14 protein-coding genes and 1 tRNA gene are annotated in these 13,981 nt (G+C 62.7%); 3 read left to right on the top strand and 12 right to left on the bottom strand.

The features are described from left to right. The first annotated feature begins 5 nt into the window (after positions 1 to 5). Positions 6 to 398: an ectoine synthase gene (locus BMW66_RS12960; protein ID WP_093119134.1), complete on the top strand. Its 393-nt coding sequence runs from the start codon at positions 6 to 8 to the stop codon at positions 396 to 398. Positions 399 to 443: 45 nt separating this feature from the next. Then, positions 444 to 1,928 (top strand): aspartate kinase, encoded by a 1,485-nt coding sequence (locus BMW66_RS12955; protein ID WP_093119133.1) that lies wholly within the window; start codon positions 444 to 446, stop codon positions 1,926 to 1,928. A 154-nt stretch (positions 1,929 to 2,082) separates the two neighbouring features. On the opposite strand, the gene BMW66_RS20055 is transcribed toward BMW66_RS12955, so the two are convergent. The 3 genes from BMW66_RS20055 to BMW66_RS12945 form a co-directional block, all read right to left on the bottom strand. Further along, entirely contained in the window at positions 2,083 to 2,229 is a 147-nt protein-coding gene (locus tag BMW66_RS20055; RefSeq protein WP_139196179.1) for a TRIC cation channel family protein, read from the bottom strand. 145 nt (positions 2,230 to 2,374) lie between these two features. Further along, positions 2,375 to 2,575 carry a hypothetical protein gene (locus BMW66_RS12950; RefSeq protein ID WP_093119132.1) on the bottom strand — a complete coding sequence of 67 codons (201 nt, stop codon included), beginning with the start codon at positions 2,573 to 2,575 and terminating at the stop codon, positions 2,375 to 2,377. Beyond that, positions 2,572 to 4,176 (bottom strand): FAD-dependent monooxygenase, encoded by a 1,605-nt coding sequence (locus BMW66_RS12945; RefSeq protein WP_093119131.1) that lies wholly within the window; start codon positions 4,174 to 4,176, stop codon positions 2,572 to 2,574. The genes BMW66_RS12950 and BMW66_RS12945 overlap by 4 nt, the downstream gene beginning before the upstream one ends. A gap of 66 nt (positions 4,177 to 4,242) precedes the next feature. Between BMW66_RS12945 and BMW66_RS12940 the strand changes: the two genes are divergently transcribed. Further along, positions 4,243 to 4,965, top strand: coding sequence for a helix-turn-helix transcriptional regulator (locus BMW66_RS12940; RefSeq protein ID WP_175483243.1), 723 nt, complete (start codon positions 4,243 to 4,245; stop codon positions 4,963 to 4,965). A gap of 356 nt (positions 4,966 to 5,321) precedes the next feature. On the opposite strand, the gene BMW66_RS12935 is transcribed toward BMW66_RS12940, so the two are convergent. From BMW66_RS12935 to BMW66_RS12895, 9 genes are all read right to left on the bottom strand, one after another. Next, positions 5,322 to 5,396, bottom strand: a tRNA-Phe gene (locus BMW66_RS12935). A gap of 192 nt (positions 5,397 to 5,588) precedes the next feature. Beyond that, positions 5,589 to 6,962 (bottom strand): aspartate aminotransferase family protein, encoded by a 1,374-nt coding sequence (locus tag BMW66_RS12930; RefSeq protein ID WP_093119129.1) that lies wholly within the window; start codon positions 6,960 to 6,962, stop codon positions 5,589 to 5,591. Positions 6,963 to 6,970: 8 nt separating this feature from the next. Further along, positions 6,971 to 8,485 carry a M81 family metallopeptidase gene (locus BMW66_RS12925; RefSeq protein ID WP_093119128.1) on the bottom strand — a complete coding sequence of 505 codons (1,515 nt, stop codon included), beginning with the start codon at positions 8,483 to 8,485 and terminating at the stop codon, positions 6,971 to 6,973. Beyond that, a complete protein-coding gene (locus BMW66_RS12920) occupies positions 8,482 to 9,168 on the bottom strand; it encodes an ABC transporter permease (RefSeq protein WP_093119127.1) in 687 nt (228 codons plus the stop codon). Before BMW66_RS12920 ends, BMW66_RS12925 begins: the two co-directional genes overlap by 4 nt. Further along, positions 9,165 to 9,836: an ABC transporter permease gene (locus BMW66_RS12915; RefSeq protein ID WP_093119233.1), complete on the bottom strand. Its 672-nt coding sequence runs from the start codon at positions 9,834 to 9,836 to the stop codon at positions 9,165 to 9,167. The genes BMW66_RS12920 and BMW66_RS12915 overlap by 4 nt, the downstream gene beginning before the upstream one ends. A 93-nt stretch (positions 9,837 to 9,929) precedes the next feature. Continuing rightward, entirely contained in the window at positions 9,930 to 10,691 is a 762-nt protein-coding gene (locus tag BMW66_RS12910) for a transporter substrate-binding domain-containing protein (protein ID WP_093119126.1), read from the bottom strand. A gap of 48 nt (positions 10,692 to 10,739) precedes the next feature. Continuing rightward, positions 10,740 to 11,525, bottom strand: coding sequence for an ABC transporter ATP-binding protein (locus BMW66_RS12905; protein ID WP_093119125.1), 786 nt, complete (start codon positions 11,523 to 11,525; stop codon positions 10,740 to 10,742). A 23-nt stretch (positions 11,526 to 11,548) separates the two neighbouring features. Beyond that, on the bottom strand, positions 11,549 to 13,174 hold the full coding sequence (locus BMW66_RS12900; protein WP_093119124.1) for a phytoene desaturase family protein: 1,626 nt from the start codon (positions 13,172 to 13,174) through the stop codon (positions 11,549 to 11,551). Between the two features lie 118 nt (positions 13,175 to 13,292). Next, on the bottom strand, positions 13,293 to 13,981 hold a 689-nt coding region (locus BMW66_RS12895; RefSeq protein ID WP_093119123.1), incomplete at its 5' end, for a 3-oxoadipate:acetyl-CoA acetyltransferase.

Raw genomic sequence — 13,981 nt, 5'->3', positions numbered from 1 at the left:
ACACCATGATCGTCAGAGATTTCAACAAGATCACCCTCGAAGAACCCGAGCGCGTGGTCTCCGACGCAAAGTGGTCCTCCGTGCGGATGCTGCTGGCCGACGACGGGATGGGGTTTTCCTTCCACATCACCTTTCTTGAGGCCGGGTCGGAGCACACGTTCGAATACAAGAACCACTTCGAAAGCGTCTACTGCATGCAGGGCACGGGGTCGATCACCGATCTGGGCACCGGCGAAACGCATGAGATCAAACCCGGCGTGATGTATGCGCTCGACAAGCACGACCGCCACACATTGCGCGCCGACGAAGAGTTGGTCATGGCCTGCTGCTTTAACCCGCCGGTCACCGGCAACGAAGTCCATCAGGAAGACGGCTCCTACGCGCTATCCGATAGCTGAACAGAAGTAACAGAAGGGCCCGGCCCGACAGCCGGGTAAGCCCGATTGGAATTTTCCAGACATACCGTTGAAAAAATCGGCGGCACATCCATGAGCCGCGTGCGCGAACTGGTGGACACGCTCTTCATTGGCGCGCGCAAGAAATCCGACCTCTATGGCCGCGTTTTCGTGGTTTCGGCCTTTGGCGGCATCACCGACCTGCTGCTTGAACACAAGAAATCCGGTTCGCCGGGGGTATATGCGTTGTTTTCGAATGACGACAACGATCATGGCTGGCTCGACGCTCTGACCCGCGTTGGGGACGCGATGTCCGCCGCTCACAAGGATGTACTCGACCATCCCGGCGATCTGTCGATGGCCGATGAGTTTGTGCGAGAACGCATCGAAGGCGCGCGCTCCTGTCTGTTCGATCTGCAACGGCTCTGCTCCTATGGTCATTTCCGACTTTCGAGCCACATGCTCGTGATCCGGGAATTGCTTTCGGGTCTGGGGGAGGCACATTCCGCCTTCGTCACGACGCTGTTGCTGCAACGTGCCGGCGTGAACGCCCGCTTCATCGATCTCAGCGGCTGGCGCGATGAAACGGAGCACGACCTGATGGGGCGCATCCGCGACGGACTCGATGGCGTGGATTTTGCCACCGAAATGCCCATCGTGACCGGCTATGCGCAGTGCTCCGAAGGGCTCATGCGCGAGTTTGACCGCGGCTATTCCGAGGTGACATTCGCCAATATCGCCGCCTTCACCGGCGCGGCAGAGGCAATCATTCACAAGGAATTCCACCTATCTTCCGCCGACCCCAAGCTCGTGGGCGAGAATGCCGTGCGCAAGCTGGGCCACACCAACTACGACGTGGCCGATCAGCTCTCAAACATGGGAATGGAGGCGATCCACCCGAAGGCGGCCAAAACTCTGCGTCAGGCAGATGTGCCGCTACGTGTAACCAACGCATTTGAACCGGACGACCCGGGAACACTCATCGACGACAACCCTGCAGAGGATCCGCGGGTGGAGATCGTCACCGGGCTCAACGTCGTGGCGCTGGAAGTGTTCGAACAGGACATGGTCGGCGTGAAAGGCTATGACACCGCCATTCTGGAGGCGCTGCGCCGCCACAACGTTCGGATCGTATCCAAGACCTCGAATGCCAACACCATTACGCACTACGTCGAGGCGTCGCTGAAATCGGTGCGCCGGGTGGAACGCGAACTGGCCGCGCAATATCCTTCCGCCACGATCAACGTGCGGGCGCTAGCCATCGTCTCGGCCATCGGGCGCGATCTGTCAGGGCTGCGGGTTCTCTCGCAGGGGCTGCGCGCGTTGGAAGAGGCCGGGATCGAACCTGTCGCCGCGCATCAGACGCCGCGCAATGTCGATGTGCAGTTCGTCCTGCCCTCCGACTCCCGCGACGGAGCCATCACGGCGCTGCACGCCGCGTTGGTCGAGGCTGCGGATGTCGCCAAGGTGCCAGAAGCGCCGGCCCCGTCACAAGCGCAGCAAACGCGGCCGGCCCAGCGGGCGGCCGCCTGACATTTCGCCCCCCTGCTGAGCCATACACTCCCGGAAGGGCTCTGTTGCACAAATCGCGTGAGGGATTCATCTTGTGAAGCCAGCGAGGTAGCTGGATTGCATGAGCAGTCCAGGAGTACCGCCGGCGGCGTAGCCCCGAGCTCAATGTCCCGGATCAAACCACCGAGCAGGGCTGCCGAGCCCGCGGCACGGCGATAACGAAGACGTCGAGGTTGCGGCGAACCGCCAGTATCGCCCCGCTCAGCCCGATGATGAACATCCCGAAAAGATCCAACCAAAGGCCAAGAGGCAGTATTTCCATGCGATCGCTCCTGCATTGACGACCATGTGCGGGGTGCCTCAGCCCGACACCCAATTCAGCCCGCCGCATCCGCGCCAAAGTGCCGCGAACAGCTGGTGCGTGTTGCCTCATTGAGCCAACCTCGCGCCTCTCACAGCCGACCGGATCATGTATCCCTGCGCACTGACCCGGCATCAACAAAGCCGGTCTTGCACTCCTCGATCGCGGCAAGGCTTGCCGTGCTTCCAAGCCTTTCCGCAAGCGCAATCGCAACCTTGGCGAGGTAGACTTCGCTTTGCGCCGGACCAACAGCGTCGATGGCCTCGGCAAGCGCATCGTAGACGGTTTCAAGATGGTCCTGTCTCATACGATTTCCTCCTCGCGTGCCAAGATCGTGTTCATGCACTGGCGTATCCCCTCTTCCGTGGCCCGGCGCCACCTCGCGGCAATATGCAGATCGGGGCGAATGAGATAGGCGGTGCCATCTCCGGCGCCGTATATATCCGCCGCCGCCCACGTGGCAGGCAGCGCGACGACCGCAAGGCCGGCCTTCTCTGGCTTGGGGCCATTGCCGAACACCAACAGGGTGAACCCCCTGCCCAGGCGGTCGCTCAGAAAGCCACTGTCGAGCGCGACATCCTGGAGCATCGCGCCCGGGACCGGGCCCCTGGAGATGCCGGGATCGTCGGGCCCCGTCGCCGGGCTGTCAGCGTAGGTGTAGGGCGTCATCTGGCGCGGATTGGCCAGCCGCCCGGCACTTTCACGCGTCAGCGCCAACGAGAGTGCGGCGTCGCGCATGACGCGCCATCCATGGCTGGGCGGTGTCATGAAACGGGTGCTCTTGCTGGCATTCGCGAAGACGTCCAGCGTCGCGCCGCGCCGCTCCGGGGTGTAGCTGTCGAGAAGAGCGTCCTCGGCGCTCCCTTTCAGGACGGCCGCCAGTTTCCATCCGATATTGTGACCATCCGCGATCCCGTTGTTCAGCCCCCTGACCCCGAAAATCGGCACGATATGGGCGCTGTCACCGGCAAAAAACACCCGCCCCTTGCGGTAATCATCCAGAAGCAGCGTGTTCGCGGAATAGACACTCCACCATTCCAGATCCCAATCGCCGTCGTAGTCAATGTCGCGCAGAACCCGCGACACCGCCGCGCGGACATTCTCCTCCCGCACCGCGTCCTCGGCGCTTTCATCGTCCCGAAGCTGATAGTCGATCCGCCAGATATCATCCGGCTGACGGTGAATGAGCACTGTGCCGCCGGGTCTTGAGGCCGGATCGAACAGCGCGCGGCGGATGGTCGGGAAATCGTGTCGCATCTGGACATCGGCGATGACATAGCGGCCTTCGTAATTCTCCCCCTTCAGGCGTAGACCACAGGACTTGCGGATCGCACTGCGGGCGCCATCCGCAGCGATCACCCATTTCGCCGGCAGTTCGTAACGGCCCGAAGGATCGGTGATCGCGAGGCGCACGGAGCTGCCATCGTCCACGAGGCCAACCACCTTGCTCTGCCAGCGCGCCTCGATCAGATCGGAGTCCGCGACAGCGTTCCAGAGAAACTGTTCGATGTATTGTTGTTGCAGATTGTACATGGGTCGAAATTTCTCGTTCGGGCCATCGGGCATGGCAAACTCGAGAATCTGCTGCCCCCGATAGAAGCTGCGCCCGGTCGTCCAGCCGAGGGATTTCTCCAGGCAAGGCTGTGTAAGCCCGAGGCTGTCGAGAATATGATAGCTCGATCGCGAAATGCAGATTGCGCGGCTGCCGTCATTGAAGGTGGCCTTGTCGTCGAGCAGCACACTGCGCACCCCGTGATGCGCGAGCGTCAGCGCCGCGATCATCCCCACCGGGCCGGCGCCGACGACGGCCACCGGGCGAAGCGGCTCGACTGCGGGCCGGTCCGGCGCCTCAAAATGAGGGTAGTCGAAATACAGTGATTCAAACTCGTCGCGGACGGCGGGGCGCATGGGGTCTCTCCTCTTTTCTACACCCGCGTCTATACCGCGGCTGCATCCTGGAATATGTCCTACATTATGGAGGACAAGACAGCACCGCCCGACAGTGATGCCATCCTCGTGTCGCTCGACGATTGTCTTGCGCGGCTGGGCGATGATGGCTGGGCCGAGGCGTTTGTTACCCTCGCCCTTCAAACCGGTGCCGCCCAGGTCATGATCTTCAGCTACACTGCGGACTCCGCGGCCTGTCTGCTTTCGCGGAACTTTCGCGCTAAGGCACTCGGCGCGCGCCTCGGAGAGGAGTATCTGCGCGGTTGGTTTCGGGAAGATCCGCTGTTCGGGCTCATGCTTTCCATGCCTCCGGGCACCTTGCAGCGGATCGAAAGCCAGCGGATCGCCGCGCAGATGTCCGAGGCATATCGGACGCGCTTTTATGACCAACCAGGGCTCCAGGGAAAGACCGCGATACTGGCGACGGGCACCAAGCTCAGGCTCGCCGTAAATCTCTACTGGCAGCGCTCAGACAGCCCAGGGACTCAACGCTTTCTGGAGACAATCATGGGGCGGCTCGCGCTCTTGCACTTCGAGGCGCGACCCGAACAAAATTACCCCGCACCTCTGGCGGTCTTGTCGAACCGGGAGCGGGCGGTCTGTCTGGGGATCCTGTCTGGCAAGAAGGCCGAAGCCATCGCCGCCGATCTCGGTGTCGCGGTCACCAGCGTCGTCACCTACAGGACTCGCGCCTACCAGAAGCTCGGCATCTCCTCGCGCGGCTCTCTGTTCACGGTGTGCGGCAAGTGATGGGCTGTCCAAGCCCATCAGGCGAATATTGATGGATAGGACCGGCAAGCCACGGAGTTATCCATCCAGAAATAATGAAGATCCGCGTAGACCTCGGCGCTGCGGCCACGCATAACCATCGCTGCCAGCGCCGCGACAGTCAGAGTCACCCCGTCATGGGAGATCATGTTTCAGAAGCGTTATGAAGAGTTCTGGAACGCCGATGACGGGCGCGCATCGTTCAGCCGCTCCATGATCTGCATCGGCCCCCCGCTGTTCGGCGACCGTGCTACTACCCAAATAGTACCCCCAGCAAAACGGGTCGCCGACGCGCGGCAGCGAGATCATAGTAAGTCATTGTTTTGGTTTTGTAAAAGTGGTGCCCGGGGGCGGAATCGAACCACCGACACGAGGATTTTCAATCCACTGCTCTACCCCTGAGCTACCCGGGCACGGGCGAGAGGTCTCTCTCGGGTTGCGGCGTTCTAGGATAGGGTCGGGCGCGTGTCCAGAGGGAAATCCAGCTTGTATCTCAAAAGTCGTGGAAACTCCCCGGCGGCGTTCTCCAGACGCAATGGCGAAATTTGTTTGGCTTCTTAATCAAGTGAGTGAAGACCGCCAGAAGAGAACCATTGGCATTCCGGTCAGAGTGCAGCCCAGACGTCATCGAGGCAAGATTTCAGAATGGTCACGAGCTCGCCGACCTCGTCCTGCGAGATCACGAGCGGCGGCGCGAACACCAGCCCTTCCCGGACCGCGCGGGTCACCAGACCACGCTCGAAACACAGGTCGCGCACACGCGTGGCGACCGATCCCGCCGGATCGAAGGGTCGCCGGCTCGCCTTGTCGGCGGTCAGTTCCAGAGCCGCCACGAGGCCGGCCCCGCGAACTTCGCCGACCAAAGGATGATCGCGAAGCGTGGCAAGACCCGTCTGCAAGGCCGGGGCGGCAGTGACGCGCACATGCCCCAACAGGTTTTCGCGTGCCATGATGTCGAGGTTTTCAAGGGCGACCGCCGCTGCCACCGGGTGGCCGGAATAGGTAAACCCGTGTGGGAACCGCCCAACCCGATCCAGCAGCGGCTCTGCCACCCGCGCATTGATCGCGACAGCGGAAATCGGCTGATAGCCGGAGGAGAGGCCCTTGGCCATCGTCATCACGTCGGGCCGGATGGCGTAACTCTGTGCACCGAACCATTCGCCCATCCGGCCAAAACCGCAGATCACTTCGTCGCAGATCAGAAGAATCCCGTAGCGGTCGCAGATCTCCTGCACCCGCTTCCAGTATCCCGGTGGCGGTACGATCACGCCGCCCGCGCCCATGACAGGTTCGCCAATGAAGGCCGCGACCGAATCCGCCCCGGCTCGGAGGATCGCCTCCTCGACCGCGTCCGCCGCCCGGGCGCCGAATTCGGGATCATCGAGATCCGCCCCGGCCTCCCAAGAATAGGGCGGTTCGGCGTGGACGATGCCCGGGACCGGAATCCCCGGAATGTCGTGCATGCTAGCCATTCCGCCGAGGCTGGCCGCGAGGATCGTCGAGCCGTGATAGGCGTGCCGCCGGCTTATGATAACATGCCGCTCGGGCTGACCGTGCCGGGCCCAGTAGTTTCGCACCAGCCGCACTGCGGTGTCGTTGGCTTCTGAACCGGAATTGGCGAAGAAAACATGGTCAAGACCGTCGGGCAGCAATCCCGCCAGGCGCTCGGACAATTCCACCACGGGTTCGTGCGATGTCTTGAAGAAAGTATTGTAGTAGGCGAGCCGATCCATCTGTCTGCGGGCAACTTCGCCCAGCTCGGGGCGCCCATAGCCGATGTTGACGCACCATAGCCCCGCCATGCCATCGAGCAGCCGTCGGCCCTCGCTGTCCCACAGCCACACTCCCTCACCATGGGTGATGATGCGCGGGCCACCCTCCCCTGCCAATTCCGTGTGGTCGGTGAAAGGATGCAGGTGATGGGCCAGATCGGCAGCCTGCAACTCGGCAGTGGGGCGGACATTCTTGCGGTCGGTCATACGGGGTCTCAGGTCGTCGTGGCGAAAGGGTCCAACGGCCAGATAGGCCGACGGACATGGGTGTAGGGCAGATCCCGCAGTCGCATGGAGGCGATGCCGCCGGCATCGGTGAGAATCACGCCGCTGGCGATCGGGCCGAAAGCGGCGCGGCAGTGATTGCGACTCTTCAGGGCAAGGATTCGGGGCCGGGACGGGTCGATACCGAAAAGGCGCAGCAGGTTGCGGTCGGTCACGGCGACGGCCCGGCTGGTGACGACAACGCGAATACCACCGGTGCCGCCAATGGACAGTAGCACCGAATCTCCAAGCGACTGCTTGCTGCCCGTCCACATCGGCCCTTCGCAGGTGAAGTGACCGTCGGACAGACGCTCCACTCGAGCCTTGACCGAAAGGGGCGGCGTCAACTCGGGGGTCCAGCGCCCACCGAGGTGGAACTCACCGCACCCCCCTGCTCCCAGTTTGCGGGCGCGGGCGACAGTTTCAGGATCGCAGAGCGTGGCGAAAACAGTGTCGGACGCGCCAGCGGCGCAGAGGGCGCGCAACAGATTGGGGGAATCTCCATAGGCACCGGCCGAAGGATTGTCGGCGAAATCCGCCAGCACGACTGGTCGCCCCCCGGGGGCCGCGAGCGCCTCGGCGACGGCCGTCCGGGCATCGGGGAAATCGAGGTCCACGCTTTCGGTAAGCCCGGCGAGGCGGGCAGCGAAACTGTCGGCGATGCGCTGCGCCCGCACCGCATCCGTTCCTGTAACGGTCACGCTCGGTCCGGTCTCCATGCAATCGCCCCACGGGAATCCGATTTGCAGGCTCACCGTATCGATGCCCCTCTCGTCCCCGGCCCTCTCCGCCTCTTCCAGAAGAGCGTTCATCGGTCCCGGCGGATTCGTCCGCCCATGGGCCGCGCTGTCGAGGAGAGGGGGCTGCGCAAGGGCGACGCAACGCGGTCTGCGATCGCGGATCTGCTCGGCCAGCAACACCCCTGCACGAAGCCCGGTGGCGCGCTGGTCAATGTGGGGATAGCTGCGGTAGGCCGTGACCGCGTCGGCCAACGATGCCATGCGGGGCGAGACATTGGCGTGCATGTCGAGGGTGGCGATGACGGGGACATCTCCCACCGTTTCGCGCAACTGCGCCAGTAGCTCACCATCCGCGTCAAGCGTGGTTTGGGTCTGCATGGCCCCGTGCAGGGCGAAGAGGACACCATCCAGGCGCCCTGCCTCGGCCAGCGCCCCGTGAAGGCGGCCGCGCAGATCCTCCCACGCGCCTGCGGCGAGGGGGCCCGAGGGCGCGCAGGAGGCGGCCAGAAGTGGCACAGCCTCCCAGCCATGCGCCTCAGCCGCGTCGAGGAAACCCGCGATCTCGGTGTTGGTCCCGGCGAGATCGGTCGGCGCGCTTCCTTCAAACAGATAGCGCGAGGCAAAATCCGCGAGACCCGTGAGGCGGCGGTTGAAGCTGTTTGTCTCGTGCAGAACGCAACCGATAGCGATACGCGGCCGCCCTCGTTCCGCTGGATTCGGTTTCACACCCGCGACTCCTTCGGTGTCAACCTGCGCTCAAGCAGGACGATACCCCAGGACATGCTATAGGTCAGTGCCAGGTAAATTGCCGCAGCAGCGGTGAACATCTCGATTGGCATGTAGGTTTCCGCCGCCAGCGTGCGGGCGACGCCGGTGATGTCCATCAGCGTGACTGTTGATGCCAGCGAGCTTGCCTTCACAAGAAGGATTATCTCGTTGCCATAGGCCGGCAGCGCCTGCCGCAGGGCCTGAGGCCAGACGATGCGCCGGAAGACGCTCGCGGGTGACATTCCGATGGCACGCGCCGCCTCCACCTGACCGTGCGGAACGGACTGAATTCCACCCCGAAACACCTCGGCAGAATAGGCGCCGGTGTTGAGGGAAAAGGCGATGAGCGCGCACCAGTAGGGTTCGCGCAAAATCGGCCAGAGAATGCTGTCGCGAAGCGCCTCGGACTGCGCAAAACCATAGTAGATCAGGAAGATCTGAACCAGAAGGGGCGTGCCTCGAAAGAAAAAGGCATAGCCCAGAGCCAGCCCCCGCAGGATCGCAAGACGGCTGATCCGCGCCAGAGCCGTCGGAAGCGCGATCACGAATCCGACCACCAGTGCCGCCGCGACCAATTGGAACGTAACAACGAGGCCGGACAGCAGAGCCGGCAAGCTCTCGATCATCAACTCGACATTCATGCCCTTGCCCTCCCGGCGACGCCGCGGTTGGCGCGCGCTTCAAGGCCGCGCTGCGCGGCCATTACCACAACCGTCAGAGCCAGGTAGATGAAGGCGGCGGCCAGGAAAAAGGTGAAGGGCTTCTTGGTGTACCCGACCGCTATCTCGGTCTTGCGCATCAGCTCATCCAGGCCGATGACGGAAACCAGCGCTGTTTCCTTCAGGATGATGAGAAAGGTATTACCGAGCCCGGGCAGCGCGAAGCGCCAGACCTGCGGCAGCAGGATGCGAATCCCGATGGTGGCCGGAGACATGCCGCAGGCACGTGCCGCCTCGATCTGCCCCTTTGGCACCGCCATGACGGCACCACGAAATATCTCGGTCGCGTAGGCCCCGAAGGTAAGTGACAGCGCCGTCACACCGGCGGCGAAAGCCGAGACGTCGATATACCGATCATAGCCGAACGTACTGGCAACCGCATTCACGATGAGGACGCCGCCGAAATAAACGAAGAGGATCACGACAAGCTCGGGCACCCCGCGAAGCACCGCCGTATAGAACCCGGCGATCAATCGCAACGGCCACGCCGGGGAAAGCTTCATCGCCGCGCCCAGAAGGCCGAAGACAAGGCCCAGCACCAGCGACAGGAGCGCCAACTGGATCGTTATGAAGGTGCCCTGCAGCAGCATGGGGCCAAAGCCGTCAAGATCAAACACTGTTCGCTACCCGAGTTGCGGCGCCGGCCATCTGAGCCGACCGGCGCCTTCCGTTTCTGCCAGTCCTCAATCCTTTCGGATGGAGAACGGGAAATACTTGGAATTCAGCTCGTCGTAGGTGCCGTTTTCCAGGATCGCGGCCAGCGCTGTGTCCAACCGTTCGAGCAGTTCGGGGTTGCTCTTGTCGACCGCGATGCCCGCGCCTTCCCCGATGTAGTCCTCGTCAAGCACGGGATCGCCCTTGAATTCGAAGCCGTCGTTGCCCTCTTCCTCCAGCCAGTTGTGCATGAAAACACGCTGCGCCACCACGCCATCGAGGCGCTCCGACTTGAGATCGAGGTTGTGGTTCTCGACGGTATCGTAGAGCTTGATCTCGGCCTCGGGATACTTCTCACGCATCAGGTTGGCATAGGTCGTGGCCCGCTGAACGCCGATTGTCTTGCCGTTCAGCTTCTCGGGGTCGAGCGCGATATCGCTTCCCTCGGGACCAACCAGAATCGCGCCCGCCTGGTAATAGGGCCGGGTGAAATTCACCGCGTTCTTGCGCTTCTCCGTGATGGACATGGACGCGACGATGGCATCGTATTTTCCGGCCCGGAGACCGGGGATCATGCCATCCCACGCCTGCGAGATAATCTCGCATTCGGCATCCATCTCTTCGCAGAGCGCCTTGGCGATATCGACATCGAAGCCTTTAAGTTCGCCGGACTCGTCGACGTAGTTGAACGGGGGATAGGCCCCCTCGGTGGCGATGCGTATCGGGTCGGCCTGTGCGGCCTGACCCAGCACCGAGGCCAGAGCAGCGGCAGCAAGAATCTTGAGTTTCATGTGGTTCCCTCCTTGTTTGGACTTTGGTCTGTCGTTGTCTTGGCACCGTCAGGTTCTGGAAAGAAACTGGCGGCACCTCTCCGAGTCGGGGGTATCGAACACCTTTTCAGGCGACCCCTCCTCTTCGACAAGGCCCTGATGAAAGAACATGACCTTGTCTGAGACGTCGCGCGCGAAGCGCATTTCATGGGTGACGACGATCATCGTACGCCCCTCTTCGGCCAGCATCTGCATGACACGCAGAACCTCACTGACGAGTTCCGGATCGAGAGCCGAGGTCGGTTCATCGAACAGAAGTGCCTGCGGCTCCATGGCCAGGGCTCGTGCGATGGCGGCGCGCTGCTGCTGCCCACCCGACAGTTGGGCGGGATAGGCATCGCGCTTGTCCGCAAGCCCCACCTTTTCGAGTAGCCCTTCGGCGCGATCGCGCGCTTCGGCGAAGCTGACTCCTTCCACTCGTTGCGGTCCCTCTGTCAGATTTCGCAAAATGGTGAAATGCGACCACAGGTTGAAATTCTGAAAGACCATACCGAGTTCGGAGCGGATTCGCTGGAGCTGGCGCCGGTCGACCGCTTCCAGCCCGCCATCGCGCGACTTTCGCAACCTGATCTCCTCGCCCGCGACGCTGATGGTGCCCGCACTCGGGCGTTCCAGCAGATTGATGCAGCGCAGGAAGGTCGACTTGCCCGACCCCGACGCGCCGATGATCGAAACCACGTCGCCGCGCCCGGCCGTCAGGTCGATGCCGCGCAGCACCTTGAGATCGCCGAAACTCATTTCCAACCCCCGCACTTCCAGCGCCGGTTGACTCCTGTTCGTCAGACTCTCGGCCATGATCTATCCTCTGTCCTTCCGCATCATCCAACACGCCGCCATCTCAGATCGTTCAGGATCACCCGTGCGGCATTCATTCCCGGCAGGCCCGTCACGCCGCCGCCGGGATGCGTACCGGACGCGCATTGATACAGCCCCTTCACCGGTGTCCGGTGTCCGGCCATGCCCGGCCCGGGGCGCATCGAGAAAAGCTGGTCGAGATGCATCTCACCGTGAAAGATGTCTCCGCCGGTCAGGCCATAGTCGCGTTCGAGATCCAGCGGCGACAGGGCCTTGTAGCCGATGATCGAGCGGCGGAAGTTGGGCGCCACCTCGTTGACCGTGTCGATCACCCGCTCGGCAGCCGGCTCGCGCAGGGTGTCCCAGCTTTCACCCTCCGGCAGGTCGTTGTTGAAGTGCTGGCAGAAGAGAGACGCAATGTGCGTTCCCGTCGGCGCCAGCGTGTCATCGAGCGCGGTCGGGATCATCACCGAGACGATGGGCTTGCGCGCATACCCTCTGTGCCGGGCGTCGTCGTGTGCCGCATCGAGATACTCGAGCGAGGGAGCGACATAGACCGTACCGCTGTGGTGCCGCTGCAATTCCGTTCCGGGACGCGCGACAAAATCGGGCAGCTCGGATATGGCGACATTCATGCGAAAGGTGCCCGACCGGCAGCGCCAGCCGCGGATCCGGCGGGCGACCTCGTCAGGCACCCAATTCGGGTCGAGCAGGCGTTCGAAAAGGATCTTGGGCGTCACGCCCGAAACAACGAGGCGCGCGTCAAGGTGCGTGCCATCCGAGAGCATCACACCTCCTGCGCGGCCCTTGGCAACCAGGACCTCCTTCACCGCGCACCCCGTCAGAACGGCGCCGCCACGGCTTTCCAGATAGTTGCGCATGGCCTGGGTGATCGCGCCCATCCCACCTACGGGTTGACCCCATTTGCCGCGCTTGCCATTGACCTCGCCGAAGACATGGTGCAGCAGCACGTAGGCCGACCCGCTCATCTGGGTGGATACCATGTTCCCGACAAGGCCCTTTACCCCGAATAGCCCCTTGAACGCATCGCTTTCGAAGCGCGCGTCAAGGAAACCGCCAAGGCTGTTCAGCATGAGTTCACTCAAAAGTGGGCGCAGCCGTCGCGGAAGCCCCCGAAGAGCGCGCGCCGTGCGAAGGGTCGCCGGGACCCCCGACAATCCCGCGTCGATTTCAGGCGGGATGACACGCACCAGCCGACGCACCGTATCCGAGATCACGTCCAGATCTGCGCTGAGATGTTCGAATTCGTTCGCATCCTCCAGGCTGAACCGCTCGATGCTGCGACGGGTGGCATGTGGGTCTGCGGTCAACTCCAGCGCCTCACCGTCGGGCAGAGCCGACATGACCCCACCATCGCGCTCCAGGATGCGCAGCCCGTGACGCGTCAGTTCCAGATCCCGGATCACCTCGGGCGCCAGAAGCCCGACAAGATAGGAGCACGACGAGTTTCTGAATCCCGGCCAGAACTCCTCGGTCACGCAAGCACCACCAACGACGGACCGCGCCTCAACCACTGCAACCTTCAACCCGGCGCGCGCGAGATATCCCGCTGTCACCAACGCGTTATGCCCTCCACCGATCAAAACGGCGTCGAACGACGTGTCTGTGACCTTGGCAGGCTCAGACATGATCGCGTCGTTTGTTCTGGTTCTCGCATTCATAAAACATTTGTTTCACAATCTGACGGCACAATGCAAAGGTTTTTTTCATTACTCTCCATCCTCATGCGGTCTTCTGGCGATTTGGTTAGGTGTGGGCGAAACCCAGTATCTCGCGCGCCTGCGCGGGACTGGCCACCGGGCGTTCGTATGTCTCGCAAAGCGCCGCCGCCCGTTGCACCAGCGCCGCGTTGGAGGGCGCGAGCGTGTCGCGATCAAGGCGCACGTTGTCCTCCAGCCCGGTGCGCGTATGACCACCCGCGGCAATCGCCCATTCGTTCACCACGATCTGGTTGGCACCGATTCCGGCCGCGCACCATTCCGCCTCTGGCGCACGCTCGCGCATCATCCGCACATAGAAGTCGAACACGTCGCGATCCGCGGGCATGGCGTTCTTCACCCCCATCACGAACTGCACGTAGAGCCTGCCGAAAAGCGCGCCTTCGCCATGCATGCGGATGGCCTGAAGAATGTGGCTCAGATCGAAGGCTTCGACCTCGGGCGTCACCTCGTGTTTGCGCATTTCAGCGGCGAGCCAATCCACCAGGTCGGGGGGATTTTCATACACGCGCGTTGGAAAATTGTTCGATCCGACCGAAAGCGACGCCATGTCAGGGCGCAGCGCAAGCATCCCGCCCCGCGTCTTGCCCGCCCCGGTGCGCCCGCCCGTGGACAGCTGAATGATCATGCCGGGGCAATGCGTCTTCAGCCCCTCCATCAGCCGCGCGAACTTCTCCGGGTCCGCTGTCGGCGTCTGATCGTCATTGCGAACATGCG

Origin of the sequence: Salinihabitans flavidus (assembly GCF_900110425.1) — a bacterium.
In the GTDB taxonomy this organism is placed as follows: Bacteria; Pseudomonadota; Alphaproteobacteria; order Rhodobacterales; family Rhodobacteraceae; genus Salinihabitans; species Salinihabitans flavidus.
The sequence above is the reverse complement of the archived record's forward strand: the minus strand, read 5'-3'. Positions and strand labels throughout refer to the sequence as shown.

Excerpts from the sequence above, each read along its gene's own strand:
- BMW66_RS12920 (WP_093119127.1), bottom strand. The coding sequence starts at position 9,168 with ATGAATGTCGAGTTGATGATCGAGAGCTTGCCGGCTCTGCTGTCCGGC.
- BMW66_RS12945 (WP_093119131.1), bottom strand. The coding sequence starts at position 4,176 with ATGCGCCCCGCCGTCCGCGACGAGTTTGAATCACTGTATTTCGACTAC.
- BMW66_RS12915 (WP_093119233.1), bottom strand. The coding sequence starts at position 9,836 with ATGCTGCTGCAGGGCACCTTCATAACGATCCAGTTGGCGCTCCTGTCG.
- BMW66_RS20055 (WP_139196179.1), bottom strand. The coding sequence starts at position 2,229 with ATGGAAATACTGCCTCTTGGCCTTTGGTTGGATCTTTTCGGGATGTTC.
- BMW66_RS12950 (WP_093119132.1), bottom strand. The coding sequence starts at position 2,575 with ATGAGACAGGACCATCTTGAAACCGTCTACGATGCGCTTGCCGAGGCC.
- BMW66_RS12940 (WP_175483243.1), top strand. The coding sequence starts at position 4,243 with ATGGAGGACAAGACAGCACCGCCCGACAGTGATGCCATCCTCGTGTCG.
- BMW66_RS12930 (WP_093119129.1), bottom strand. The coding sequence starts at position 6,962 with ATGACCGACCGCAAGAATGTCCGCCCCACTGCCGAGTTGCAGGCTGCC.
- BMW66_RS12900 (WP_093119124.1), bottom strand. The coding sequence starts at position 13,174 with ATGTCTGAGCCTGCCAAGGTCACAGACACGTCGTTCGACGCCGTTTTG.
- BMW66_RS12960 (WP_093119134.1), top strand. The coding sequence starts at position 6 with ATGATCGTCAGAGATTTCAACAAGATCACCCTCGAAGAACCCGAGCGC.
- BMW66_RS12905 (WP_093119125.1), bottom strand. The coding sequence starts at position 11,525 with ATGGCCGAGAGTCTGACGAACAGGAGTCAACCGGCGCTGGAAGTGCGG.
- BMW66_RS12910 (WP_093119126.1), bottom strand. The coding sequence starts at position 10,691 with ATGAAACTCAAGATTCTTGCTGCCGCTGCTCTGGCCTCGGTGCTGGGT.